General features: G+C 64.5%; 25 protein-coding genes. 15 read left to right on the top strand and 10 right to left on the bottom strand.

From position 1 onward, the window contains the following. The first annotated feature begins 107 nt into the window (after positions 1 to 107). Positions 108 to 347, top strand: a complete 240-nt coding sequence (locus tag ACVIGB_RS39730; RefSeq protein WP_456718575.1) for a hypothetical protein — start codon at positions 108 to 110, stop codon at positions 345 to 347. A gap of 369 nt (positions 348 to 716) precedes the next feature. Here ACVIGB_RS39730 and ACVIGB_RS39725 read toward each other — a convergent pair whose 3' ends face one another. Together ACVIGB_RS39725 and ACVIGB_RS39720 are read right to left on the bottom strand one after the other, a co-directional pair. Next, complete coding sequence (locus ACVIGB_RS39725) at positions 717 to 1,253, bottom strand: hypothetical protein (protein WP_456718576.1); 537 nt, start codon at positions 1,251 to 1,253, stop codon at positions 717 to 719. A gap of 172 nt (positions 1,254 to 1,425) precedes the next feature. After that, complete coding sequence (locus tag ACVIGB_RS39720) at positions 1,426 to 2,970, bottom strand: acetolactate synthase large subunit (RefSeq protein WP_456718577.1); 1,545 nt, start codon at positions 2,968 to 2,970, stop codon at positions 1,426 to 1,428. A gap of 327 nt (positions 2,971 to 3,297) precedes the next feature. Between ACVIGB_RS39720 and ACVIGB_RS39715 the strand changes: the two genes are divergently transcribed. From ACVIGB_RS39715 to ACVIGB_RS39700, 4 genes are all read left to right on the top strand, one after another. Beyond that, positions 3,298 to 3,870 (top strand): L,D-transpeptidase, encoded by a 573-nt coding sequence (locus ACVIGB_RS39715; RefSeq protein WP_456718578.1) that lies wholly within the window; start codon positions 3,298 to 3,300, stop codon positions 3,868 to 3,870. A gap of 93 nt (positions 3,871 to 3,963) precedes the next feature. Next, the gene (locus ACVIGB_RS39710) at positions 3,964 to 4,764 is read left to right on the top strand and encodes a DUF2927 domain-containing protein (RefSeq protein ID WP_456718579.1); all 801 of its coding nucleotides are present in this window, start codon (positions 3,964 to 3,966) and stop codon (positions 4,762 to 4,764) included. Between the two features lie 304 nt (positions 4,765 to 5,068). Next, positions 5,069 to 6,100 carry a MerR family transcriptional regulator gene (locus tag ACVIGB_RS39705; RefSeq protein ID WP_456718580.1) on the top strand — a complete coding sequence of 344 codons (1,032 nt, stop codon included), beginning with the start codon at positions 5,069 to 5,071 and terminating at the stop codon, positions 6,098 to 6,100. A gap of 77 nt (positions 6,101 to 6,177) precedes the next feature. Next, the gene (locus ACVIGB_RS39700) at positions 6,178 to 7,173 is read left to right on the top strand and encodes a LysR family transcriptional regulator (RefSeq protein WP_456718581.1); all 996 of its coding nucleotides are present in this window, start codon (positions 6,178 to 6,180) and stop codon (positions 7,171 to 7,173) included. Between the two features lie 96 nt (positions 7,174 to 7,269). On the opposite strand, the gene ACVIGB_RS39695 is transcribed toward ACVIGB_RS39700, so the two are convergent. Further along, positions 7,270 to 8,103, bottom strand: coding sequence for a substrate-binding domain-containing protein (locus tag ACVIGB_RS39695; RefSeq protein ID WP_456718582.1), 834 nt, complete (start codon positions 8,101 to 8,103; stop codon positions 7,270 to 7,272). A 30-nt stretch (positions 8,104 to 8,133) separates the two neighbouring features. Beyond that, positions 8,134 to 8,832, bottom strand: a complete 699-nt coding sequence (locus tag ACVIGB_RS39690) for an ABC transporter permease (RefSeq protein WP_456718583.1) — start codon at positions 8,830 to 8,832, stop codon at positions 8,134 to 8,136. A 19-nt stretch (positions 8,833 to 8,851) separates the two neighbouring features. Between ACVIGB_RS39690 and lspA the strand changes: the two genes are divergently transcribed. Beyond that, positions 8,852 to 9,553, top strand: coding sequence for a signal peptidase II (gene lspA, locus ACVIGB_RS39685; protein WP_456718584.1), 702 nt, complete (start codon positions 8,852 to 8,854; stop codon positions 9,551 to 9,553). 9 nt (positions 9,554 to 9,562) lie between these two features. On the opposite strand, the gene ACVIGB_RS39680 is transcribed toward lspA, so the two are convergent. Further along, positions 9,563 to 9,775: a hypothetical protein gene (locus ACVIGB_RS39680; protein ID WP_456718585.1), complete on the bottom strand. Its 213-nt coding sequence runs from the start codon at positions 9,773 to 9,775 to the stop codon at positions 9,563 to 9,565. Positions 9,776 to 10,188: 413 nt separating this feature from the next. Here ACVIGB_RS39680 and ACVIGB_RS39675 point away from each other — a divergent pair, with 413 nt between their 5' ends. Beyond that, entirely contained in the window at positions 10,189 to 11,337 is a 1,149-nt protein-coding gene (locus tag ACVIGB_RS39675) for an ABC transporter substrate-binding protein (RefSeq protein WP_456718586.1), read from the top strand. 125 nt (positions 11,338 to 11,462) lie between these two features. Here the strand turns inward: ACVIGB_RS39675 and ACVIGB_RS39670 are convergent, their stop codons facing one another. The 3 genes from ACVIGB_RS39670 to ACVIGB_RS39660 all read right to left on the bottom strand — a co-directional run bounded on the left by ACVIGB_RS39670 (position 11,463) and on the right by ACVIGB_RS39660 (position 14,118). Continuing rightward, the gene (locus ACVIGB_RS39670; RefSeq protein WP_456718587.1) at positions 11,463 to 11,708 is read right to left on the bottom strand and encodes a hypothetical protein; all 246 of its coding nucleotides are present in this window, start codon (positions 11,706 to 11,708) and stop codon (positions 11,463 to 11,465) included. A 28-nt stretch (positions 11,709 to 11,736) separates the two neighbouring features. Beyond that, the gene (locus tag ACVIGB_RS39665; RefSeq protein ID WP_456718588.1) at positions 11,737 to 12,861 is read right to left on the bottom strand and encodes a M48 family metallopeptidase; all 1,125 of its coding nucleotides are present in this window, start codon (positions 12,859 to 12,861) and stop codon (positions 11,737 to 11,739) included. 105 nt (positions 12,862 to 12,966) lie between these two features. Then, positions 12,967 to 14,118: a DUF898 family protein gene (locus tag ACVIGB_RS39660; RefSeq protein WP_092116471.1), complete on the bottom strand. Its 1,152-nt coding sequence runs from the start codon at positions 14,116 to 14,118 to the stop codon at positions 12,967 to 12,969. Between the two features lie 310 nt (positions 14,119 to 14,428). Here ACVIGB_RS39660 and ACVIGB_RS39655 point away from each other — a divergent pair, with 310 nt between their 5' ends. From ACVIGB_RS39655 to ACVIGB_RS39640, 4 genes are all read left to right on the top strand, one after another. Further along, on the top strand, positions 14,429 to 14,788 hold the full coding sequence (locus tag ACVIGB_RS39655; RefSeq protein ID WP_092116473.1) for a hypothetical protein: 360 nt from the start codon (positions 14,429 to 14,431) through the stop codon (positions 14,786 to 14,788). A gap of 238 nt (positions 14,789 to 15,026) precedes the next feature. Beyond that, the gene (locus ACVIGB_RS39650) at positions 15,027 to 16,298 is read left to right on the top strand and encodes a cytochrome P450 (protein WP_456718589.1); all 1,272 of its coding nucleotides are present in this window, start codon (positions 15,027 to 15,029) and stop codon (positions 16,296 to 16,298) included. Between the two features lie 177 nt (positions 16,299 to 16,475). Continuing rightward, complete coding sequence (locus ACVIGB_RS39645) at positions 16,476 to 17,750, top strand: cytochrome P450 (protein WP_092116477.1); 1,275 nt, start codon at positions 16,476 to 16,478, stop codon at positions 17,748 to 17,750. Positions 17,751 to 17,899: 149 nt separating this feature from the next. Continuing rightward, entirely contained in the window at positions 17,900 to 19,648 is a 1,749-nt protein-coding gene (locus ACVIGB_RS39640) for a methyltransferase domain-containing protein (protein WP_456718590.1), read from the top strand. A gap of 264 nt (positions 19,649 to 19,912) precedes the next feature. On the opposite strand, the gene ACVIGB_RS39635 is transcribed toward ACVIGB_RS39640, so the two are convergent. Next, positions 19,913 to 20,545: a MarR family winged helix-turn-helix transcriptional regulator gene (locus ACVIGB_RS39635; protein ID WP_456749289.1), complete on the bottom strand. Its 633-nt coding sequence runs from the start codon at positions 20,543 to 20,545 to the stop codon at positions 19,913 to 19,915. On the opposite strand from ACVIGB_RS39635, the gene ACVIGB_RS39630 reads away from it, so the two are divergent. The 4 genes from ACVIGB_RS39630 (at position 20,529) to ACVIGB_RS39615 (ending at position 23,712) form a co-directional block, all read left to right on the top strand. Beyond that, the gene (locus tag ACVIGB_RS39630) at positions 20,529 to 21,428 is read left to right on the top strand and encodes an alpha/beta fold hydrolase (protein ID WP_456718592.1); all 900 of its coding nucleotides are present in this window, start codon (positions 20,529 to 20,531) and stop codon (positions 21,426 to 21,428) included. The two genes, ACVIGB_RS39635 and ACVIGB_RS39630, sit on opposite strands and share 17 nt — an antisense overlap. Before the next feature lie 69 nt (positions 21,429 to 21,497). Next, positions 21,498 to 22,301 carry an isocitrate lyase/PEP mutase family protein gene (locus ACVIGB_RS39625; protein WP_456718593.1) on the top strand — a complete coding sequence of 268 codons (804 nt, stop codon included), beginning with the start codon at positions 21,498 to 21,500 and terminating at the stop codon, positions 22,299 to 22,301. A gap of 257 nt (positions 22,302 to 22,558) precedes the next feature. Further along, on the top strand, positions 22,559 to 23,119 hold the full coding sequence (locus tag ACVIGB_RS39620; protein WP_456718594.1) for a thiamine pyrophosphate-binding protein: 561 nt from the start codon (positions 22,559 to 22,561) through the stop codon (positions 23,117 to 23,119). Then, the gene (locus ACVIGB_RS39615) at positions 23,119 to 23,712 is read left to right on the top strand and encodes a thiamine pyrophosphate-dependent enzyme (RefSeq protein ID WP_456718595.1); all 594 of its coding nucleotides are present in this window, start codon (positions 23,119 to 23,121) and stop codon (positions 23,710 to 23,712) included. The genes ACVIGB_RS39620 and ACVIGB_RS39615 overlap by 1 nt, the downstream gene beginning before the upstream one ends. A gap of 13 nt (positions 23,713 to 23,725) precedes the next feature. On the opposite strand, the gene ACVIGB_RS39610 is transcribed toward ACVIGB_RS39615, so the two are convergent. Further along, positions 23,726 to 24,649, bottom strand: coding sequence for a LysR family transcriptional regulator (locus ACVIGB_RS39610; protein WP_092116489.1), 924 nt, complete (start codon positions 24,647 to 24,649; stop codon positions 23,726 to 23,728). Positions 24,650 to 24,798 lie beyond the last annotated feature (149 nt).

The raw sequence follows: 24,798 nt of genomic DNA, 5'->3' as shown, positions 1-24,798 counted from the left end.
GGCCGCGCCGTTCACGCACAGCTCACGGACTGCTGATCGGGGTCGCGGAACCTGCGACATTCTGTCCCGTTGAGGGGCGCCGGAAACCAACTTGGGAGAACCATCCGATGCGAACACTAATCCTCGCCGCCACGGCGCTTGCCTTCGTCTCGTCCACCGCGCTTGCGCAGGACAAGGCCGGCAGCGGCCCGGCCCCCGCAGCGCAAAGCGGTGACACGGCGACCAAGGGCGAGGCGACCAAAATGGCGCCGAAGAAGAAAGCCAAGAAGTCCGCAAAGAAATCGAGCGCCAAGGGAGGCACCAAGGCTGGCGCCGCCACGACCGGCGACGATGCGGCCAAGCAATAGACAGAAACAATCGCGGTAGCCGATCACGAATCTGGCGATCACGGAAAAGGCCGCCCGAAGGCGGCCTTTTTGCTTGCTGTCTCGGTGCGGATGCAGCCTCGCCCGTCGCGTCGCGATCAAATGCGCCGGCCGCTCGGGGCAGTGAGTGTTCGGGCAGCGAGAATTGGACCAGAGAATTCAAGTGCGGGAGAGGGAGCGAAAGAGGCGCAGAGCCGATAATCCGCACCGCCATCGGATCGTTATGAAAATTGACCACCAGCTCCAGGAATTGCTCCACCTCCCGCGCCTTCTGTTCTGCCGTGCGCGCCGCGGCATTGCATGATCCAAACGGGCTATCACTGCGATGCATAGAAGGATTCATCGATAGACTTAATGCTGAGCACCATCGTCGCCCCTGCCCGCGAGCCCGCTCTCTCGTATACGCGCCGCAAACCGGCGCGACGTGGCGCTGTCGATGGCGCCGCCGGCATAGACTTCGGAATGGCTCACGCCGTGCTGTCCGACGATCACCAAAACGCCCATTGCATAGGCAAACCAGACATTCGGATCGGTCAGCGCCTGCAGCTTGCGCTGATCGTGCTCGAGCGGCTGGTGGTTGCTGTCCTTGCGCAGCTCGATGGCCAGCAGATTGTTCGGGATGTCGCGCTGATGCACGACGATATCGGGATAGATCGACTTGCCGAGATGGTCATCGGTCGAGCTCCCCGAGCCGCGCGGCAGCCGCAGCGTGCGCTCGCCGAGCCGATCATAGTTGCAGTCGACCTGCCAGCCGGGAAACTGCCGCTCGACATAGACCGCCAGCCGGTGAGTAAGCGTTCGCTCGCCGAGATCGCGCTCCAGCAGGAAGGTCTCCTGCGCATAAAACTCCTGCACGGCGGCGATCACCTTGTTCAGCTCGGTCTGCATTGGCGCCTCCGACTGGACTAAAGCGCGATGAGATCAGGTTGATCCATCATCGCGCTTTAGCTTTTTGTCTGAGCATGATCTTTTCGGAAAACCGCTTCGCACTTTGCGCTAACGCGGCCGTTCCGGTCCGGATCATGCTCGGCCGCCGCCGCGGCCTTTTCAAATCATGCTGTTACATCTGCACTTCGATCAGCCGCGGGCCCGGCTCGGCGACGGCATTCGCCAGCGCCTTGTTGAGCTCATCCGCTGATGTCACCGCCACCGCCGGCACGCCCATGCCCTTCGCGAGCGCGACGAAATCGAGCGTCGGCCGATCAATCTTCAGCATGTCCTGCGCCCGCTCGCCCGGCTCGCCGGCGCCGACGCCGTCGAACTCGCCACGCAGGATCTGGTAGATGCGGTTGGCAAACACGATGGTCACGACGTTGAGCCCTTCACGCGCCTGGGTCCACAGCGACTGGATCGTGTACATCGCGCTGCCGTCGCCGACCATGCAGATCACCTTGCGGTCCGGACAGGCGATCGCGGCGCCGGTCGCAACCGGCGTCGAATAGCCGATCGAGCCGCCGAGGTTCTGAATCCAGTCGTGCGGAGCGGCGCTCGCCGTCAGCGGAAAGAAACCGCGCCCGGTCGTGATGGATTCGTCGACCAGGATGGCGTTGTCAGGAACTGCAGCCGCGATCGCCTGCGCGATCGACGCGTGGTTCAAGGCGCCGGTCGGCTTCGCCAGTTCGACGGTCGCCTGCGGCTTCACATCGGCCGGCTTGGCGCCAACCGCCGAGGCCAGTGCCTGCAGCGCCGCCACCGAATTCTCCCCGCTCGCGGTCATGCGATGCACCTCGCATCCCTCCGGCTTCAGCAGGCTCGGCTTGTTCGGATAGGCGAAGAACGCGACAGGCTCGTTGGCTTCGACGAGAACGATGTGCCGAAAGCCCTTCAGCGCCGCGAGCGCCAGCTCGACCACGTAAGGCACCCGCTCGATCGAAAACCGCCCGCGTCCGCGCGCCATCCGCGGGCTCGCCAGCGGACCCATGACCTTGCAGCCGGTCTTGCCAGCGATCTGCGCCGCCAGCGCCAGGCCCGGCTCTGTCACCGCGCTGCCGGTCATCAGCAGCAATGTCGGTTCACCGCTCCGCAGCACCTTGGCGGCGCTCTCGACGGCCTGTGGCGAATAGTTCCGGCGCTGCGATTCCACAGGCACCTGGGCCACCCCGTCGGCCTCGTTCCACGCGGTGTCGGCAGGCAGAATCAAGGTCGCAACCTGCGGCGGTGCGCCGCTGGCGGCGGCGATCGCGGCGGCGCCATCACGGGCGACCGACTTGGCGTCCGGCGAGGTGCGCACCCAGGCCGACATCGGCCGTGCCAGGCCTTCGATGTCGGACGTCAGCGGTGCGTTGTATTCGATGTGATAGGTGGCGTGCTGGCCGACGATGTTGACGATGCCGGAATGCGCCTTCTTGGCGTTGTGCAGATTGGCGAGGCCGTTGGCAAGGCCGGGCCCGAGATGCAGCAGCGTCGAGGCCGGCGTTCCCTTCATGCGGAAATAACCGTCGGCAGCACCCGTGACCACACCTTCGAACAGGCCGAGCACGCAGCGCATGCCGGGGACCTTGTCCAGTGCTGCGACGAAATGCATCTCCGAGGTGCCCGGATTGGTAAAGCAGACGTCCACGCCGCCCGCGACCAACGTCCGCACCAGACTTTCCGCACCGTTCATGCTCACGCTCCCGTTTCGAGATGTTCTTGAGGTCGCTGAGAGCATGATCCGATCCGATTGAATCGGATCATGCTCTCATCCTTTTGTTTGGTCGCGTTTTCTTGACGCGAACCGGTACCCCACTTCGCTTGAAAACGCTCCAGATCAACCATTCTTCGTCCGCTTCGTCAAAGGTTTGGCGGGGCAATGCTGGTATCGCCTGTGGTCTGTTGCCTTTTTAAACCGTGTTGTCCGAAAGTGCCTGAAGTCACAGCTTCGTCGCTTGCGAAAGGCCGGCGATTGTGGCCTTTTTGGCTGCATATTTGATTGTTCGCGAGGACGATGACGATGCGCCCGATTGCCGTGATTTTTGCCGCGCTCACGATCCTGGCAGGTGCCGGCCAGGCCCAGGCCCAGTTCTTCGACTCCCGTGGCTACCAGTCCGAAGCCCCGAGCTTCTTCGGCGGTGGCGGCGCGAGCCCGATCCCGCGCACCACCGTCGAGTACCCGACCAACTACGCCCCCGGCACCATCGTCGTGAACACCGCCGAGCGCCGGCTCTATCTGGTGCTGGCGAACGGCCAGGCGCTGCGCTACGGCATCGGTGTCGGCCGCGACGGCTTCCGCTGGGGCGGTGTGCACCGCATCTCCGCGAAGAAGGAATGGCCGTCGTGGACGCCGCCCTCTGACATGCTGCGCCGCCGCCCCGATCTGCCGCGCCACATGGCCGGCGGCATCGAGAACCCGCTCGGCGCGCGCGCGATGTATCTCGGCTCGACGCTGTACCGCATTCACGGCTCGAACGAGCCCGAGACGATCGGCCAGGCGGTCTCGTCGGGCTGCTTCCGCATGACCAATGAGGACGTCAAGGACCTCTATGATCGCGTCTCGGTCGGCGCCACCGTCGTGGTGAAGAACTGATCGCGTCGATTTCGACGGAACCAGGCGCTTCCATCCGGCAAGATCGTTGATCGCGCCTTGCGCTGCCGCGCGCATTGCGGCAGCGTGGTTCGAATGCGCCAACATTGCTCACCGATCCTGCTGCTGCTCGCCGCGGCGCTCGCCACTTCGCTCACCGACGCCATCGTACCGGCGACGGGCGCAGAGATTCCGGCCATCACCTCGCGCCAGCGCAACGAGAAGAAGGTCTTCACCGACGCCGAGATCGTCGAGGGCTTTCTTAAAACCGCGTTCGGCGCCGAATATCATCTCGCCGGTCGGGTCGACCGCATCCGCAAATACGACAGACCGGTGCGCGTGTTCGCCGACGGCAACCGTGCCGACCGCAAGGCCCAGCTCGCCAAGGTCATCGCCGACATCCGAGCCAAGGTGCAGCATCTCGACATCGCGATGACCGATGACAACGACGCGGCCAATGTCGTGGTCAAGCTGGTGCGCGACCGCGAACTCTACCGCACGATCGCGACCTTCTACGGCCAGGAGCGCGCCAAGGAGATCCGCGCCTCGCTCGACCCGCAATGCCTGTCGGGCTTCCGCAAGAACGAGAATTACGAGATCGAGCATTCCGACGTCATCCTCACCGTCGACAATGGCGATTTCGTTTTCCTCGACTGCGCCTATGAGGAGCTGTTGCAGTCGCTCGGCCCGATCAACGACACCGCGACCGTACCGTGGACGATGTTCAACGACAGCGTCTCGATGGGCTTTTTCGACGTCTACGACCAATACCTGCTCAACCTTCTCTACGACCCCCGCATCAAGCCCGGCATGAACGTGCAGGAGGTCAAGGCCGCGCTGCCCGCAGTCCTCACCGACGTCCGCGCCTGGGTGGCGAAGGTGAATCATCTGGAGTGAGGGCATCTGCGAGTTAGGGAACGCAGCGTCCCGTCACACACTCCACTGTCGTCCCTGCCTAGTGCGCAATTGCGCACGGGAGCAGGGACCCATACTCCGCAGCAGATGTTGTGGATAGGACTCGTCGTTCCAGCGTCGCACAACAATGAACTTCGGTGGTTATGGGTCCCTGCTTTCGCAGGGACGACGATGAGTGTGTTGCGCGAGTGAGGGAGCCACCGGCGGACGGGTTGCCACTCCCCACTTGACCTTGCCCCTGCGGCCGCCTCCATAGAAGCGCGGTCAGACGACGCGAGGTGATTCGATGAATGCTCCTGCTGCCCGTTTCCTCAGTCCGTCCGAAGCTGCAAGGCAGCTCGGGATCTCGGCGAAAGCGCTGCGCCTCTATGAGGAGCGCGGCCTGATCGCACCCGGCCGCACGCCGGCGGGATGGCGCGCCTATGGTGCGGCCGAGATGGCGCGCGGCGCCGAAATCGTCGCGCTGCGCGCGCTCGGCCTCAGCATCAATGAAGTGGCGCGGATCCTGAGCGGCGACGCCGTCATCCTCGATCGCGTGCTGGCCGCGCACGAGGCCACGCTCGAAGCGAGCATCCGCCAAAGCGGCGACAGCATCGCCAGGGTGCGCCGGCTGCGCGCCGACCTCGGCCGCGGCAAGATGCCCGCGACGTGCGATCTCATCGGTGCGGTCAGGACACGACCTGCGATCGGCGTCGCATTCGATCTGCCGTGGCCGTGGGGCGGCGAGCGCTTCGAACTGCGTGACATCAAGCTGCTGAACTACATCGTCGGCCCGCTCGGCAGCGGCAAGACGCGCCTCGCACAGCGGCTCGCCGAAGTGCTGCCCGACGCCAGCTTCGTGGGGCTGGACCGCACCGCCGACGGCGGCGCGGCCGTTCGTGCGCAGCTCGATGCCGACCCGGCGCACAAGGCAAGGGTCGAGGCGAACCTTGCCGCCCTGCTCGCCGACGGCGCGGTGGACTCAGCCGCACTGACCACCCTGCTCGCCGCTCTCGAGGCCGACGGCAACGCGATCCTGGTGATCGACATGCTCGAGCAAGGGCTCGATGCGGCCAGCCAGGAAGCCGTGATCGCGCATCTGCGCCGCCGCGGGCCCGAGGCGCGGCCGCTGTTCTTCCTCACGCGCTCCAGCGCGATCCTGGACCTCGACGCGGTCGGCGACGATGAAGCGATCATCCTGTGCCCCGCCAATCACAGCCGGCCGATCTGCGTCACGCCCGTGCCCGGTGCGCCCGGCTATGAAGCGGTCGCGACCTGCCTTGCCTCGCCGGAGGTGCGCGCGCGGACCGAAGGCATGGTTGCGTGGCGGCCATCCTGATTTCTCGCATTGGTTGTATTATAACCACGCGACAAGGTCGGATGCACGGCAAAAAAACTGTGCTATAAGCTCACACAATGACCGAGCTTCCCCGTACCCAGGCCTTGCGTTGCTTCATCACGGTTGCCCGTGAGGGCACTGTATCGCGCGCTGCAGCGATGCTGAAACTGACCCAGCCGGCGGTCAGCCTGCAACTCAAGGCGCTGGAGGAAAGCACCGGGCTGCAGCTGTTCAACCGCACACCCAGCGGCTTCACGCTGACCGAGGCCGGCGCCGCGCTGCTGCCGCTGGCGCACCGGGCGGTGGCCGCGGCATCCGACTTCAAGGCGATGGCGGACTCGCTGAACGAGGCGCAGCGCGGCACGCTGCGCGTCGGCACCATCCTCGACCCCGAATTCACCCGGCTCGGGCCGTTCGTGCGCAGCCTTGCGATGTCCTCGCAGCGCACCGAAGTGTTTCTGCGCCATGGCGTCAGCGACGACGTGCTGGCGCAGGTCGGCCGGGGCGAGCTCGACGTCGGCTACTACGTCGACGCCACGCCGCCGGAGCAGCTGGTCCATCACAGCTTCACCGAGCGGACCATCGCCGACGGCCGCTACCAGCTGGCGCCGCTGCTCAGCTACCACTACCGCGTGATCGCGCCGATCGGCTGGCGGGACCGGGTGATCGGCAAGGACTGGGCGGAGCTTGCCGAGCTGCCCTGGCTTGCAACTCCGCCGCATTCCGGCCACCGCCGGCTGCTCGACGACATCTTCCGTCCGCTCGGCGCCTTGCCAAAACGCGTCGGCTACACCGATCAGGAAGAGGCGATGATCGACTTCGTCGAATCCGGGCTCTGCCTCAGCCTCGCGCGCGACAGCGTGCTGGCGCCACGGATGGCGCGCCCGCATCAGTTCGTGGTCTCCGACAGGGTGAAGCTCACCTGCGACCTCTCTTTCGCCTGCCTTGCCGCCCGCCGCCAGGAGCCGGTGATCGCCCACGCCTTCGCGGCCGTGCGCGCGGTGTGGAATATCAAGCCGGCGATCGCCGGCGCCGGACCGACCCGGACGCGGAAGGTCGCGAAGAACGTGTAAGCCGCTCAGGGGCAGTTGGCTTTTCAGCGTCCGCGCGGAGCTGACCCCACGGTCCGCGAGGCCCGACGCTGGCTTACGGACGGCGACCGGGCCGCCCTAAGCATTGGGATCGTTGGCATTGGGGTAGAAGAGCTGCTGGCCGTCGATTTTGTAACCGGCGATTGCGTTCTGCCCCTCTGACGAAATCAGCCAATCGATGAAGCGCTGGGCGGCTTCCTTCTTGACCGTTGGGTGTCGTGCCGGATTGACCAGCATCACCCCATATTGGTTGAAGAGGCGCCTGTCGCCCTCGACGAGTATCGCGAGATCGCCGCGATTCTTGAATGCCAGCCACGTGCCGCGGTCTGAGAGGACATAGGCCCCGGTCGCCGAAGCCATGTTGAGTGCGGCGCCCATCCCCTGTCCTATTTCCTTGTACCAAGTGCCGCGGCCCTTCGTGAGATCGATGCCTGCATCCTTCCAGAGCGCGAGTTCGGCGATATGTGTGCCAGACCGGTCCCCGCGAGAAATGAACGGCGCCGCCTTCGCGTCAATCTTTCGGAGCGCGGCCGCGACATCGAGGCCCTTGATACCTGCGGGATCGTCCTTTGGCCCAACGACGATGAAATCATTGTACATCACCGGATAGCGCTTCACGCCGAACCCTTCCGCAAGGAATTTTTCCTCGGCCGACCTGGCGTGAACGAGAACGACGTCGGCATCGCCGCGGCGTGCCGTGTCGAGTGCCTGCCCCGTCCCCTGCGCGAGCACCTTCACCTCAACACCAGTCCTTTCCTTGACGATCGGCAACAGGTAGCCGAACAGTCCCGAATCCTGGGTCGAGGTCGTGGAGGCAACAATGATCGTCTGGTCCTGTGCCGAGGCGGCAGCGCACAGAATGGCCAACAAGGCAGCGGCAAAGATGGAAAGCGCGGCGAATCGGCGGTGCATGCAGTGGCTCCCTTGAGATCGTCCCACGTCTTAGCGACCTATCAATACGCGCCCGAAGAGGAAACTCGACGCGCTCACCGCCATCGAAAGGGCTATGAGAATTATGCCGAGCGCCAGTGCGAAGCTCAAATCGCCCTTGCTCGTCTCCAGCGCGATAGCGGTAGTCATGGTTCGGGTGTAGCCTCCAATATTGCCGCCGACGATGATGATCGCTCCGACCTCCGCTATCGCCCGGCCAAACGCGGCAAGAAACGCCGTAATCAATCCTTCGCGTCCGATATTCATCAGCGAGACCGCGGCCCGCATACGTGAAGCACCATCAACCAACAATGCGTCGCCATAGGTGGACCAGAGGTCCACCATCATACGGTGCACCAGCGCGACAACGATCGGGATGCCGAGAATGGTCTGCGCGATCACCATCGCCGCCGGCGTAAACAAGATCCCAAGGGCGCCCAACGGTCCGGATCTTGACAGGAGAAGGTAGACGCAAAGCCCGACGACGACCGGGGGCAGGCCAAGGAGGGCGTTGGCAGTGACGATAATCGCTCCTTTGCCGGGAACGCGAAAGATGGCTAGCAACGTGCCGAAGGGGGCGCCGATTGCAAATGCAATGGCAGCCGCTGAAAGGCTTACGCCGAGCGACAAGACAACAACGTCGCGTAACTCGGCATCGAAATGGCCAACAAGACTGGCGGCCGTATCGAGGGCTTGGACAAAATCATTCATTGCCCCACACTAATGCCACATGGGGGCAAATGAGCACAATCACGGGCGACGACAACTGGGGCCGCAGGCAAACGTCACGCACGCCGCAGCAGCGTCCGCCAGCGACTTGGCTTGCCCAGAACCCGTCGGAGATATTGGCCGTTACGGCCCGTCACACTATGGTGCGACACGAGGGCCGCCCAATGGCGTGGACGGCAGCGGAGCGAGAAACTGTTTCGTGAGAACATATCGAAGCTCGCACATCATCGCGTTCTGTGTCGCATTTGCGATGCTGGCGCTGGATCAGCTGACAAAGCTTTTGGCCCTTCGTTCGCTGGAAACCGGCGCCACCGTCAAGCTGCCCGGCCCCATCGATCTCACCCTCGTGTTCAATCGCAGCAACGCATTTGGTCTCATTCCCGACTACGGTGCGGTGTCGCGGTGGGCGCTCGCGTCCGTCGGCTTTGCCGCAGCGGCGGCCCTGCTCGGATCCATCCTGCGACGATCGACATCGACCATCAACGCCTTTGGATTCGCCTTGATCGGCGCCGGAGCCGCCGGAAATGCCCTCGACCGTCTTCGATTGGGTGCCGTCGTCGACCTGTTCGATGCCTCGAAACTTCGGTTTGTCTGGATTTTCAACGTCGCTGACGTTTCGATCGATCTGGGGATCGCGCTCGTCTTGCTTGCTGCGCTCCTGCCGTCGTTGGATATGCCCAAGACAGACCACGGCAACAACTAGATCGACAGCCTAGGCTGCGACGACCAGCGGCTGCGTCATCTCCGCGATTGTCGGCACCAGCGACGGCGCCTCACAATCCTGCAGAGCGAGTTCGTTGACGAGGTCGCGCAGCCTTGGCGGCAGATTGGTGTAATCGTCGCGCAGCACGTAGCGCAGTCTCTCGCCAACCTCTTCGCAGATGGCGCGCGCGTGCTCCGGCGCGATCGGATGATGCTCAATCATGGACGTGCACCGCTTGCGACGGCCGCGCGCCGTCCACCTGCACGCCTGCAACGACGGATCCCGCATACCGAGATGCGATCAAGACGAGGATCCGAACAATGCTGAACATGGTTCGTACTCCCTTTTCCTCTCCTTCAATAACAGCAGGAAATTGCCGCCCGATTAGGGAAACTGGTTCCCGCGGCGTTTAAGGGATTGGTAAACGTGAGGTTCACGGCTGCGCCGCAGGCGGATCGAAATCTGCGGGGACGCGGTCGGCTTCCCTGAAGGCGCGCGCCCTTCCCGGGGGCCGCCCGGATGTCCCCAATCAGGGGGACAGACCCATCCCGTGGAATCAATAAGATGCCGAACCGGACGCCGGTCGGCTATCATCGGCGGCGCATTCTAGAAAAAACTTGCTGGGAGGATTTGCAATGAAGCTGGCCATGGCCGGACTCTGGGTACTCGCAGGCGCGCTGCTGGTTGCGCCGGACGCGCGTGCCGACATCAAGGTCGGCGTCGTGGTGTCGGCATCCGGGCCCGGCTCGGCGCTCGGCCAGCCGCAGATGCGCACCATCGCCGCGCTGCCGAAGGAGATCGGCGGCGAGAAGGTGGTCTATATCGCGCTCGACGACGAGTCCGATCCGACCAAGGGCACGCAGAATGCCCGCCGCCTCGTGATCCAGGACGGCGTCGACATCCTGATCGGCTCCTCGCTGACCCCCGTGACCATGCCGATGCTCGACGTCGCCTTCGAATCCAAGACGCCGATCATCTCGCTCGCCGCGGCGACCGCGATCGTGCGGCCGATGGACGACCGCCGCCGCTGGGCGTTCAAGGTGGTCCCCAATGACGATCTGATGGCGGCGGCGATCCTGAAATACATCGCGAAATCCGGCATCAAGACGCTCGGCTATATCGGCGTGTCCGACGGCTATGGCGAAGGTTACTACAATGAGGTGTCACGGCTGGCGCCCACGCTCGGCCTCACCGTCACGACGCATGAGGTCTATGCGCGCGCCGACACCAGCGCGATGGGCCAGGCGCTGAAGGTGATCGCGACCAACCCGGAGGCGGTGTTCATCGCGTCCGCGGGCACGCCGGCGGTGCTGCCGCAGGAGGCGCTGCGCAGCCGCGGCTATGCCGGCAAGATCTTCCAGACCCACGGCGTTGCGTCGGAGGAATTCATCAAGCTCGGCGGCGCCAATGTCGAGGGCGCTGTGTTCACCGGCGAGGCCTTCACGATCGCCGACGATCTGCCGGCCAACGATCCGTTCCGCCAGGCGCGCGACGAGTTCGTGTCGTCCTACGAGAAGGTCAACGGGCAAAAGCCGAACATCTTCGGCGCGCATCTGTGGGACGCCGTCACGCTGTTCAAGCGGGCGGCGGCCAGCGCGCTGAAGACGGCAAAGCCCGGCACGCCGGAATTCCGCGCCGCGCTGCGCGACGAGCTCGAGCGCGGCAAGGACGTCTATCTGAACAACGGCCTCTCGACGATGAGCCCGACCGACCACAATGGCTATGACGAACGGTCGGCGTTCCTGATCAAGGTCGAGGGCGGCAAGTTCAGGCTGGTGAAGTAGGCGCGCGACTGGCCGTCGGCCAGCAAGGTTGTAGCCCGGATGAGCGAAGCGATATCCGGGGTGCGGCTGCCCCGCATATCGCTGCGCTCATGCGGGCTACTTGCTTCGCACTTTTCCGAAGATGCCTAATCGCCGCCCCAGCGCCAGCGCGGCGGCTCGCCCTTCCACCAGCACACGCCGATGAGCAGGACGCACAGCGCGGCGACATAGGCAATGAAGCCGGGGTGGGAGTGCGGCAGGATCGTCGCGGCGCCGACCGCGATCAGGGCGGCAAACCCGGCGACAACCGACCAGCCTTGCCAGTTGTTCGGCGGTCCCCAGCCCCAGCCGTAGCGCTTGGCGGGAAACCAGTATCTGTCGTCACGTGGCATGGGACTGCTCCAGTCGAAATCCCCTGCTTCACACCTTGCCCTTGCCCGATCCGCAGATGCCCTTCAGCGCCTGCCATTCGGCCGGCGACAGCAGCGGCTGGCCGTTGGCCGGGCTGGCGGCATCGGCCTTGTCCATGCGCGCGAGGCGATCCTCGGTCAGCGGATGGCTGGCGACGAGCGAGAGCCCCTTGCCGCCTTCCTTGCCGGTGACGCGGAACATCAGTTCACCCATCGGCTTCGCCGGACGGCCGAGCTTGTGCATGGTCTCGATCGCAAAGGCGTCGGCATTGGTCTCGGCGTCGCGCGAATAGGATGACGTCACCAGCGAGCGCGAGGCGAAGACCAGCGCGCCGGACCCGGTGATGTCGCCGAACAGCAGCCCGATCAGGAACGAGGTGCCGCCATTGTGGATCAGCTCGCGCATGCTGTCGCGATGGCGGAGATGGCCGAGCTCATGCGCCAGGACGCCGGCGATCTCGTCGGGGTTTTCCGCCTTCTCCAGCAGCCCCTCGAACAGATAGACCTTGCCGCCCGGCAGCGCGAAGGCGTTCGGCACCGAGGTCGCCAGCACGCCCGACTGCACCGAATTGTCGAGGCCCGCGGATTCCCGCAGCTTGCCGACCAGCTTCTCGAATGCCGCTTGTCCTGCCGCGTTGCTGCACGGCTTGCCGCCGAACACCACCTTGACCTGCGCTTCCGCGACGTCGCCGAGACGCCGCTCGAAGGAATCCGGCACCAGCGGCGTCAGCCGCTCGGCGGCGAGCGGCACGCCGAACAGCACCACCAGCACGATCGACACCGCGGCCGCGAGCGACCAGCCGACGATGCCGGCGACGCCCTTGCGGTTCGGCAGATCCTGCTCGAGCCTGTCGCAGCGCGCGACAAGCGCCGCCATCAGCTGTGCGTCGCGGATTTCGAGCCGCGCCAGAGCCGGCGCGGTCAGACAGCTCAGCCGCAGCAGGCCGGACGGGCTGTCGGCGCGGCGGATGTCGGCAAACGCCCAGCGCGCGCGCAGTTCGCCGTCTTCCCTGATCTCCAGCGCATCGGACAGTTTGAGCGCGACGAGGCGCCTGCGGTTCGATGCACCGTCGAAGAAGACGGCGCCCGGTGCAGGCGTCGCCGCGGAGCTGGTCTCGCTGGTACCGGAGTCCATGTCGCTAAAGCGCGGCGAGATTGGGTTGAATCGTCATCGCGCTTTAGCTCCTTGTTTGAGCATGATCTTCTCGGAAAACCGCTTCGCACTTTTCCGGATCATGCTTTAGAAACCACCGACGTCGAGGCCGTCGGCAAAACCTTCGCCGAGCGCATTGGCGAGATCGCCGCGCGCGGTGACGTCGGCGGCCGCGCCGATGTTGTGCACGATGGTCGAGGACAGCACCCGGACCCAGAGATCGCGCATCAGATAGACCCGCATCACCACGTTCATCGCCAGCGCAAAGGCGAGATAGCCGATGCCGAGCAGCACGATCAGGGGAATGCTCTTGGCGAACGCCTCGGTCTTGAAGAAGCTCTCGATCGAGGAGCCGTCCATGCTGGCGACCAGGAAGGTGCAGAGCACGAGATAGGCCGCGAACACCATGCCGAGCAGCATGACCCAGCCGATCACCTTCCAGTACAGGCCGATCAGCGCGCTGCGGCGCAAGGTGGATTCCAGCCGGACCTCGCCGAAGCGGATGCCCGACAGCCACCAGCGCCACTCGATCGCCTTGAACGCGGCATAGGCGAACGGGGCGAAGATCGTGCTGTAGAGCGCGAACGGCATCAGCAGCCAGAGCCACCAGCCGCGCTTGAAGAACTCCCAGCCACGGCCCTCGAACGAGCCCTGCAGGTCGCCGTAATAGGAATGCCGCATCTTGTAGCGTTCGAGCGCCGCCTCGCGCCATGGCAACGCGAGGCCGAGCGTGATCACGACCAGCACGCCCCACAGCGAGGCCTTCAGCGCGTAGATCCAGCCCGAGCCGCTCATCCAGAAGCGGACCCCGCGCCACACCGTGCGGGTCAGGCGGTAGCGCCGCGCGCGATAGATCGCGAACTGGCCGAACAGATAGAAGAAGGCGACCAGCGGCAGCGAGGCGAACGCCTTGAGATGCTCGGCCTCGATGCCGATCAGGAAATATCCGAGATAGATCGGCACCAGGATCGCGAGCGCGACCAGAAAGCCGATCAGGAGCTCCTTGCCGCGGCCGGTATATTCCGGCGCGTCGCCGTCGATCTGGGTGTTCGACCAGAGGTGACGGCGGATGTCGGTGGTGAGCCAGAACCGGTAGAAGCCGAGCGTGACGAGCTCGAGCCCGGCGCCGCGCGCGACCAGCCGGAAAAACTCCTTCCGGTTCCCTGAAAACGCCACCGGCATAGGCGGCGGAACCGGTTGCGGGGGCGGCTGCGGCGGCCCCAGCGGGGTCCAGCTCATGTCGTTCACGGGATAGCTCCAGGACGGGACAATCTCTGCGTATCAAAAGCACAGGTTTGTCGCTGCGAGTGTGATCCAGGTTTCACACAAGGTCGAGATCGCCGGCCGATTTTTGGTGGGGTGCGGTTGGCCATGCCTTAACGGCATCGCCGGAAACAGCGCAGTCCTCGATGCCGGTGTCGCCCCGGTCGGAGCAAAGCGGCCGCCATCCCACCCTCGTCGAGCGCGAGCTTCGAACCCCATGGCGGGAATGAGATACTTACGGATCAGGTGACAAGGGAACACGCCGGACAAGCGAGGAAGGGTAGCGATGAGCAAGTGGATAATGTCGGCGTGCTTCCTGGCGCTGACGGCAGCTCCCGCCGCTGCCGTCGACATACGGCTGGATTCCTATCGCAATCCAAAGAATGAGAACTTTCGCATCTTCAATCATATGTACCTGGACGGCGTCAGGGGCGGCCTGATGGCTTCCAATGCCTGGTTGAAACGGCATGGCGGACAATTGCTGTTCTGCATGCCCAACGACCTCGCGCTGACCAGCGAGCAGACCGAAGAGATCATGCTCAAGTCGGCCGACAAGCGGTCCGCGAAAGGCGAGATGGTGATCGCTCTCCTGCTGCTGTGGGGCATGCAGGACACCTACCCCTGCGAAAAGCCCGGCACCGAATAGACAGTCCCCGCACCGTTCGCACCCGCCGCCTAACCAAATCAAACGCCGTTTCAAACAGCGTTGGTCGCCGCCTTGCCCCTCCGCCGGCGAAAAGCCCGGATTCGGCCGCTTTGGCCTGACATCAATGCGGCCAAATGCGCGCTGAGAGCCCTTGCGCAAACCGCGGAATGAGAATGTAATTCGGTAAAACATGCCGCGCCGGCGATGCCCCGGCCGCGAAACGGTTGAGGAGCCGCTCATGCACGGGACCATCGATCTGGTCGACGACACCAATCTGGACGCCGCACGCGAACGCGCCAACACGCTTTCGCTCTCGGACTACGATCCCGGCCATCCCGAGCTGTTCAAGACCGATACCTTCTGGCCGTATTTCGACCGGCTGCGCCGCGAGGATCCGGTGCACTACTGCAAGGATTCGATGTTCGGACCGTACTGGTCGATCACCCGGTACAACGACATCATGGACATCGAGACCAACCACGCGGTGTTCTCCTCGGCCGCCTCGCTCGGCGGCATCACCATCCGCGACGTGCCGCCGGACCTGCGCCGCGAAAGCTTCATCGCGATGGACCAGCCGCGCCATTCGGCGCAGCGCAAGACCGTGGCGCCGATGTTCACGCCGACGCATCTTGACGAGCTCGCGATCAATATCCGCAACCGCTCGACCGAGTGCCTCGACAATCTGCCGCGCAGCGAGGTGTTCGACTGGGTCGACAAGGTCTCGATCGAGCTGACCACGCAGATGCTCGCGGTGCTGTTCGACTTCCCGTGGGAGGATCGCCGCAAGTTGACCCGCTGGTCCGACGTTGCGACCACCCTGCCCGGCGCCGGCGGCCTCGTCGCCACCGAGGACGAGCGGCAGGCCGAATTGATGGAATGCGCGACTTATTTCGCAAGACTGTGGAAGGAACGAGCTGACCAGCCGCCGAAGAGCGATCTGCTCTCGATGATGGCGCACAGCGACGCCACGCGGAACATGGACCCGAAGAATTTCCTCGGCAACCTGATCCTGCTGATCGTCGGCGGCAACGACACCACGCGCAACACGCTGTCCGGCAGCATCTACGCGCTGAGCAGGCATCCGGAGCAGTACCGCAAGCTCAAGGAGAACCCGGCGCTGATCGACAGTTTCGTGCCCGAAGTGATCCGCTGGCAGACGCCGCTCGCCCATATGCGGCGCACCGCGCTCGCCGACTTCGAGTTCCGCGGCCGCCAGATCAAGAAGGGCGACAAGGTCGTGATGTGGTATGTCTCGGGCAACCGCGACGAGGAGGCGATTGAGAAGCCCTACGAGTTCCTGATCGACCGCGCCCGGCCGCGCACCCACATCTCCTTCGGCTTCGGCATCCACCGCTGCGTCGGGCTGCGTCTCGCCGAGCTGCAGCTCAAGATCATCTGGGAGGAAATCCTCAAGCGCTTCGACACGATCGAGGTGGTGGAGGAGCCGCAGCGGGTGTATTCCAGCTTCATCAAGGGCTACGAGACGCTGCCAGTGCGCATTGCCGCCTGACGCGTGACGATTTAACTCCCTCTCCCGCTTGCGGGGGAGGGTTGGGGTGGGGGTGTCGCCACAAGTGACACTCTTCGTATGGAGAAAGCCCCCACCCGGATCGCATCTTCGATGCGATCCGACCTCCCCCGCAAGCGGGAGAGGTGGAAATCAGAACATTCACTGGAGCTAGCTGAGATGAACGTCCAGACCGCCATCCGTGCCGACCGGGCCGAGCTGCTGCGCCAGGCGCGCGAGGAAGCCTATGCGACGCCCCTCAGGGATTTTCACCCCGGCGCGCCAAAACTATTCCAGAACGACACGTTGTGGCCGTGGTTCGAGCGGCTGCGCAAGGAAGAGCCGGTGCACTACTGCACCAATTCGCCGATCGAGCCCTATTGGTCGGTCGTGAAGTACAACGACATCATGCATGTCGACACCAGCCACGGCATCTTCTCCTCGGACTCCACGCTCGGCGGCATCTCGATCCGCGACGTGCCGCCCGGCTACGACTATCCGAGCTTCATCGCGATGGACCAACCGAAGCACGCCCATCAGCGCAAGACCGTCTCGCCGATGTTCACGCCTAATCATCTCGACGAGTTGGCGAAGCTGATCCGCCAGCGCTCGGCGAGCGTGCTCGACAATCTGCCGCGCAACGAGACCTTCAATTTCGTCGAGCGCGTCTCGATCGAATTGACCACCCAGATGCTGGCGACGCTGTTCGACTTCCCCTGGGAAGAGCGGCGCAAGCTGACGCGCTGGTCCGACGTCTCCACCGCGCTGCCGAAAAGCGGCATCGTCGATTCGCCGGAACAGCGGCGGCAGGAAATGGACGAGTGCTACGCCTATTTCTCAAAGCTGTGGAATGAGCGCGTCAACGCGCCGCCGAGGAACGACCTGCTGTCGATGATGGCGCATAGCGACGCCACCCGGCACATGGACCCCGACAATCTGATGGGCAACATCATCCTGCTCATCGTCGGCGGCAACGACACCACGCGCAACACCATGAGCGGCTCGGTGCTGGCACTGCATGAGCATCCCGACCAGTTCAGGAAGCTGAAGGAGAACCCCGCGCTGATCGACACCATGGTGCCGGAGGTGATCCGCTGGCAGACGCCGCTCGCGCATATGCGGCGGACCGCGCTCCAGGACACCGAGGTCGGCGGCAAGACGATCAGGAAGGGCGACCGCGTCGTGATGTGGTACGTCTCCGGCAACCGCGACGACGAGGTGATCGACCGCCCCGACGAGTTCATCATCGATCGCGCCCGGCCGCGCATCCATCTGTCGTTCGGCTTCGGCATCCACCGCTGCGTCGGCATGCGGCTCGCCGAGCTGCAGCTCAAGATCGTCTGGCAGGAAATGCTGAAGCGCTTCGACCGCATCGAGGTGGTCGGCGAGCCGAAGCGGGTCTATTCCAGCTTCGTGCGCGGCATCGAGAACCTGCCGGTGCGGATCCCGGGCTGAGCATCGAGCCGTTTCGGCGCGCTGTACGGCAGCATCTTGCAGTTTGGGCCAGTTGACGGAACATGAACCGAAAAGAGCGGCGTGCGGCCGGTAAGCGACGGGACGAGTCCGCCGGAAACGCACCCGCTTTCGGTTCCGCAGGCATCGGCATGGCCGGCCTTGCCGCCGACGCAAGCCGCTTCTACGGGATGCGCCGCTTCAACGAGGCGCAGGAGATTTGCCGGCAAATTCTCGCGCGTGAGCCTGGCCATGTGCAGAGCCTGAACCTGCTCGGCCTGATGGCGCAGGCAGCGGGTGATCACCGATCGGCCGTGAAGACGTTCGCGAAGGCAATTGCCTCCGACGAGGTCAACGCCGCCTGCCACTACAACGCCGGAAATTCCTACCAGGCGCTGGGCACTCGCGCCAAGGCGGCCGCGCATTTCAGCAAGGCACTCGCGCTCGGCATGGATACGAGGGCCGGTAGCTTCATCCTGCAGAGCCCAACCGTCACCAGCTATGTCGGGCGGATTGCCGGCAAGTGGCCGCTGCCGGTCACGAACGCCGAACTGTTCGGCGCAGAAGGCGTCGCCCCGCTTGCCCGCGACCTCTTCCTGCGCGCGGCGATGGAAGCCACGACGCTGGCCAACATGCAGCTCGAGGTGCTGCTGGGATATGCGCGTGCCGAACTGCTGCAGCGCGCGAGCAATCAGGACGCAATGGACGACGAGATCGTCGCCTTTGCGTGCGCGCTCGCCCGGCAATGCTTCATCAACGAATATGCCTATGGACAGACCGAGAGGGAAAGCGAGCTTGCGGGCGCGCTGCGCGATCGATTGCTGCACGACCTGGCATCAGGGGCCGCGATTGCGCCGCTCACGCTCGCGGTCGTTGCGGCCTATTTCCCGCTTCATGCGCTCCCGCAGGCGGACGCGCTGCTGCGTGGGAATTGGCCTGCGGCCACAGCCGGCCTGTTGCGGGTGCAACTTCGCGAGCCGCGCGAGGAAATGGCGGAGCGCAGCACCATTGCGGCGCTTACTCCGATCAAGAACGACGTATCCGTCGAGGTGATGCGCCAGTACGAGGAAAATCCCTATCCGCGCTGGACCGTCAATCCGCTGACGGCCTTCGCGGCCGATCGGGCGCGGGGACGAACCGTCGCGACCGCAGAACAGCAAGCCAGGCTCGATATCCTGATCGCGGGTTGCGGCACCGGCTCGCACGCGATCCAGATCGCGCAGGTCTACCCGAACGCCCGCTTGCTCGCGGTCGACATCAGCATGACCAGCCTCGCCTATGCGCGCCGCAAGACGCGGGAGCTGGGCTTGCACAACATCGAATATGCGCAGGCGGATATCCTGGAATTGGGCGCGATCGGTCGCACGTTCGACAGCATCGAGTCGGTCGGCGTGCTGCACCATCTGGCCGAGCCTTTTGCCGGCTGGCGCGTACTGGTCTCGCTGCTGCGGCCTAGCGGCACGATGCGCATCGGCCTGTACAGCGATCTGGCCCGCCGCGTCGTCGTGGAGGCCCGCGCCCGCATCGCCGCGCGCAATTATCGCGCCACCGCCGACGACATCCGACGGTGCCGGCGGGACATTTTTCGCGAGGCCGAACAATGGAAGCCGCTGATCGGCGCCAAGGATTTCTACAGCATGAGCGGCTGCCGCGATCTGCTGTTCAACGTGATGGAACATCGGCTCACGATCCCCGAGATCGCGGCATTCCTCAACGAACACGGTCTGACGTTCCAGGGCTTCGAGCCGTTTGACGATCCGACGGTGCTCGAACAATTCCGCAAACAGTTTCCGGGCGCGGCCGACGAGACCAATCTGGACCAGTGGCACCGCTTCGAGGTCGATCATCCCGAGACGTTCTGGGACATGTACGTCTTCACGGTCGGCAAGACCGCAAGCTGACGGCAAGGCGCTAGCGCCTGATAAGGTCGAGTAGTTACCGCGACGGCACTGCGCTCTCTCTCCCCGTTCTTACGGGGTCGAGACGAGCGAAGCTCGCTCTTAGAGGGTTGGGGTGAGGGGCCGTCTCCGCGTATCCGGCGATAGTTGTGCTTGCGGAGGCTCCCCCTCACCCGGAACGCATCCAAGGATGCGTTCCGACCTCTCCCCGCACGCGGGGCGAGGTGAAGCGGAGCCTGCCGCTCGACTCGGAGTAGGGTCATCCCTCTAGCGAACGTGCTGGCTCTTGTTTGTCGGCAATGGGCAATTGGTGCAGACCCGGTCGTCGCACATCCGGCAGATCGTGAAGCGATCCATCTCCGATGTATCCTGCCTTGCCAGCAGTTCGCGGATCAATGTCGCAAGCTGCTTTCGTTCAGCCGACGACAGCACATCGAGCAATGACGTGACGGCCGATATCCGGGACGCCAGCAGTTCGTTGCGGGATGCAGCGCCGGTCGCCGTCAGGTGCAAGGCGACCTCGCGACCGTCTTTTCCCGGACGGCGTTCGACGAGCCGATCCGAAACCAGACGATCCACCAGCCGGACGGTTCCGGAATGCGACAGGCCGAGGATCCGCCTCAGCTTGTCGTTGGTCATGCCTTGGCCATAGCCGATGACGATGAGGGCCGCGGGCGTCTCGCCGCCGCGGCCGACCACCTCGCGGGCGCCCTGCTCGATACGATCCATGACGGCGAGCGACAGCGCGCCCAGAAGATTGGCGATTCCGTTTTCCATGCGGGAATAATATGTGCGCTGCGCACAAAAAACAACTTGACCAGATATGTGTGCTACGCACATATTTGTCCGGGAGAGTGACCACGGCAAAAGATGGAGAGTAGCGATGACGATCCGAAGCACCGCATTGGCAATGCCTGACGCCGCCGGCAGCGAACCCACGCTGAAATACGTGCAGGCCAACGGCCTGCGATTTGCCTATCTCGAACAGGGCAGCGGACCGCTTGTCATGTTCATGCACGGCTTTCCCGACAACGCCTGGTCGTATCGCAAGCAGCTGCAGGTGTTCGCGGATGCCGGGTATCGCGCGGTGGCGCCGTTCCTACGCGGCTATGCACCAACCGAGATTCCGGCCGACGGCATCTTCGATCCGATCGCGCTGGGCCAGGATCTCGAAGCGCTGATCGCGGCGCTGAGCGACGACGGACAGGCGCGCGTCGTCGGCATGGATTGGGGCGGCACGTCGACGTTCCAGGTGCTGGCCACGGCGCCGTCGGCGATCAAGGCCGCGGTTGTGATGAACACCGCGCACCCGATCACAATCGCGCGCCTCAGGAGCGATCCCGATGCCGTTCGATCGGTTTTCCATGTCTATTTTTTTACGGTGCCTGGCGCTCACTCGGCGGTCAACATCGAGGGTCTTCCCTTCGTCGACTACCTTTGGAAGTTGTGGTCGCCAACCCTGGAGAACGACGAACATCTCCGCTCGGTAAAGGAGACGCTCAGCTCTCCCGGCACCATGAAGGCGGCGCTGAAATACTACAATGGCCTGGTCGATGCGGGAGTTGCGGGCCGGCTGCCGATCAACGACATGCATACGCCGACGCTGACGATTTATGGCGGCAACGATCCGACAGCGCGGTATTCGATGAAGGAAGAGCCACTCTTCAAGGGGCCACATCAGCGCGTTGTCCTGCCCGATGTCGGGCACTTCCCGCACCTCGAGCGTGAGGCCGAGGTCAACAGTCTGATCATGGACTGGTTCAAGAGCCACGTGCCCGGCTGAATAGCCGTGCTGCAACCAGCGACCACGTCACGAAGTCTTTCAAATTCTCTCTGAACAGGAGTGCACGCAATGGACGCCACGACACAGCAGCAACACGCCGAAGCGTTTCACGGTCTTCACAGGACGGGCGATCCGCTCATCCTGTTCAACGCCTGGGACGTCGCCACCGCCAAGGCGATCGCGAAGACCTCGCCGGCCATCGCGACCAGCAGCGGCGCGGTGGCGTCCGCGCTCGGCTTTGCCGACGGTGAAAATGCCCCGCTCGACATCGTGGAAGGCCTGGTCTCGCGAATGACCGCTTCGGTCTCTGTTCCAGTATCGATCGATCTGGAGGCCGGATATGGCGACACCGCGGACGCCGCCGCGCATTCGGCGGCGAGGATCCTGGAGGCCGGCGCGATCGGCCTCAATATCGAGGACGGGCTTTTGGGCGGCAAGCGGCAGCTCGCCAGTCCCGAGCTGCATGCCGCCAAGATCAGGGCGGTGCGGGACACCGCGCAACAGCTCGGCATTCACCTCTTCATCAATGCGCGGACCGATCCGTTCCTGCTGAAATTCGGCTCGCCGGAGCAATGCCTGAATGAAGCGGCAAGGCGCGCGAGGGTCTATGCCGAGGCCGGCGCCGACGGAATTTTCGTACCGGGCTTGACCGACCTCGCGCTGATCGAGCGGCTCGTTCAACTGACGCCGCTGCCGGTCAACATCATGGTGACACGGGGCGTTCCCGAAATCCCGGAGCTTGCCCGCGCCGGCGTGCGCCGGGTCAGCCTTGGGCCGTGGCCCATGATGGCGGCGATGCGCGTCATCGGAGAGGCCGCCGCCGCGGTGGTCACGAGCAAGCAGTACGGCACGTTTCTGCAGCCGAATGGCTGAGGCGGAAGAACGCCAGCCCCCCTCGTCATTGCGAGGAGCGAAGCGACGAAGCAATCCATCCTCCATGCATGAGGAGAGATGGATTGCTTCGCGGAGCCTGTCATCGGGCGCGCGTTCGCGCGACCCGTTGGCTCGCAATGACGGGGGTATAAAATTCCGGCATAGCTGCGCGAGCCAGATGCGAAGGGAATAATACCTCCGCCTGGCCTAAGCCTTCGGGTGTGAGGACGCGCCGCTGCGCGCCCCTAGCCGAGGCCATGATGGACCAGATTGCCGTTCACCAGGACAGCGCGACCAGCCGGGACTGGCCGTTTGCGATCTACCGCACGCTGAAGGATTTTGGCGTGGCGCAGGTGTCCTACGTCCCCGACGCCGGACACTCGAAGCTGATCAAGCTGTCGCACGCCGATGCCGACATCAAGACCACGGTGCTGACGACCGAGGAGGAAGGCGTGGCGATGGCCGCCGGCGCCTGGCTCGGCGGCGACCGCGCAGTGCTGTTGATGCAATCCAGCGGCGTCGGCAATTGCGTCAACATGCTGTCGCTGATGGCGAGCTGCCGCTTTCCGCTGCTGACGCTGGTGACGATGCGCGGCGAATGGGCCGAGTTCAATCCCTGGCAGATCCCGATGGGCCGGGCCACGCCGCTGGCCTTCGAGATCATGGGCACGACCGTGCTGCGGCTGGAGAATCCCGACGACGCCGAAGAAGTGATCTCGGCCGCCGCCTCGCTCGCCTATGACGGCGACCAGCAGGTCGCGGTGCTGATCTCGCAGCGAATGATCGGCCGCAAGAAGTGGACGAAGGAGACGCATTGATGTCAGCGCCAACAGGCACTCTCGATCGCCGCGCCGCCGTGAAGGCGCTGCTCACCGAGCGCGGCGACCTGCTCGTGATCTCCGGGCTCGGCTCCTCGTCCTACGACGTATTCGACGCCGGCGAGCACCCCGGCAATTTCTATCTGTGGGGCGCGATGGGCGGCGCCGCGATGGTCGGGCTCGGCCTCGCGCTGGCGCAACCGAAGCGCCCGGTGCTGGTCGTCACCGGCGATGGCGAGCAGCTGATGGGCATCGGCAGCCTCTTGACTATCGCCACCAAGCAGCCCGGCAATCTCTCGATCGCGGTGCTCGACAACGGCCATTTCGGCGAGACCGGGATGCAGCTCAGCCATTCCGGCTTAGGGGCGAAGCTCGAGGTGATCGCAAGCGGCGCGGGCATCGGCAATGTCTCCGACATCACCGACATGGCCGGCATCGAACGCTTCCGGAATAGCTTGCGCGATCTCGGCGGCGGTCCGCGGCTGGCGCGCATCCGCATCGCAGCCGGTGAGGTCGAGCGCGCGCTGCCGCCGCGCGACGGCACCTATCTCAAGAACCGCTTCCGCGGCCATCTCGGTTTCCAGGTGAGATGATGCGAAGCCGCGCTCAGGCGAGCTGGATATCCCAGAGCCCCTCGGCGCGGCACGCGGCGACCTCGTCGCGCAGCAATTTTGCGATCAGCGTGATGGCGTTGGAGCCGGGATGCTCGACCGGCGAGGCGAGGGTCAGCTCGCGCCGCGGCGCGGGCCGTGCGATCGGCGCGGTCTCGAGCCGACCGTCGGCGACCTCGCCGCGCACCGAGGACGGCGGCAGCATGGTGTATCCGAGCCCCTCCTCGACCAAGCTTGTCAGCACGCGGAACGAATCCGCCTCGAGCTTGACGTCGAGCGTGACCTTCTTCTTCGCCGCCGCGTGCTCGATCATGGCGCGGAGCCCGTGCGAATGACTTGGCAGCACCAGGCGCTGGCGCAGCAGCCATCCGATATCGACCTGCTTCTTCTGCTTCAGCCCGCTGCCGCGCGGGCCGACCGCGACGATCGAGTCGCGACCGAGGCTCTGCACCGCCAGGTGCAGATCGACCGACGGGCCGTAGATCACCGCAAGGTCCATCTCGCCGCGATGCAGCCACTCGATCAGATGGCCGCTGTAGCTTTCGACGATGCAGAGCGAGATGCCGGGATAGCGTTCCACCGTGCGCCGCGCCAGCCGCGCCGAGATCACGCAGCTCACCGTCGGCACCAGCCCAAGCACGACACGCCCGGACGGCGCGCCGCCCGCGGACTGGATGTCGTCGCGGATCTGGTCGATCTGCCGCACGATACCGCCGGTGCGCGCCAGCAGCAGCCGGCCGGCATCGGTCAGCACCATGCCGCGGCCGTTGCGCGTGAACAATTCGGTGCGCAGCTCGTGCTCCAGCAGCTTGATCTGCCGGCTCAGCGCCGGCTGCGCGACCCGCAAGGTATCGGATGCCTTGCTCAGACTCCCGAGTTCCGCGACGCACGCAAAGGTCCTAAGCTGGCGGAAATCCATACTTGCCAATCCTGGAAGGCAGGTTCATACGCTATAACAAAACAGCATAGGGAGTTTACCGGGACCCCACAACAGCGGGCGTTTTCCCCACGCGAACCGGCTTCCGCTTCGCTCGACAACGCTCTGGCGCAATCTCTCGGCAAAGCGAA

The organism is Bradyrhizobium sp. USDA 4341 (genome assembly GCF_054063755.1).
The sequence above is the reverse complement of the archived record's forward strand: the minus strand, read 5'-3'. Positions and strand labels throughout refer to the sequence as shown.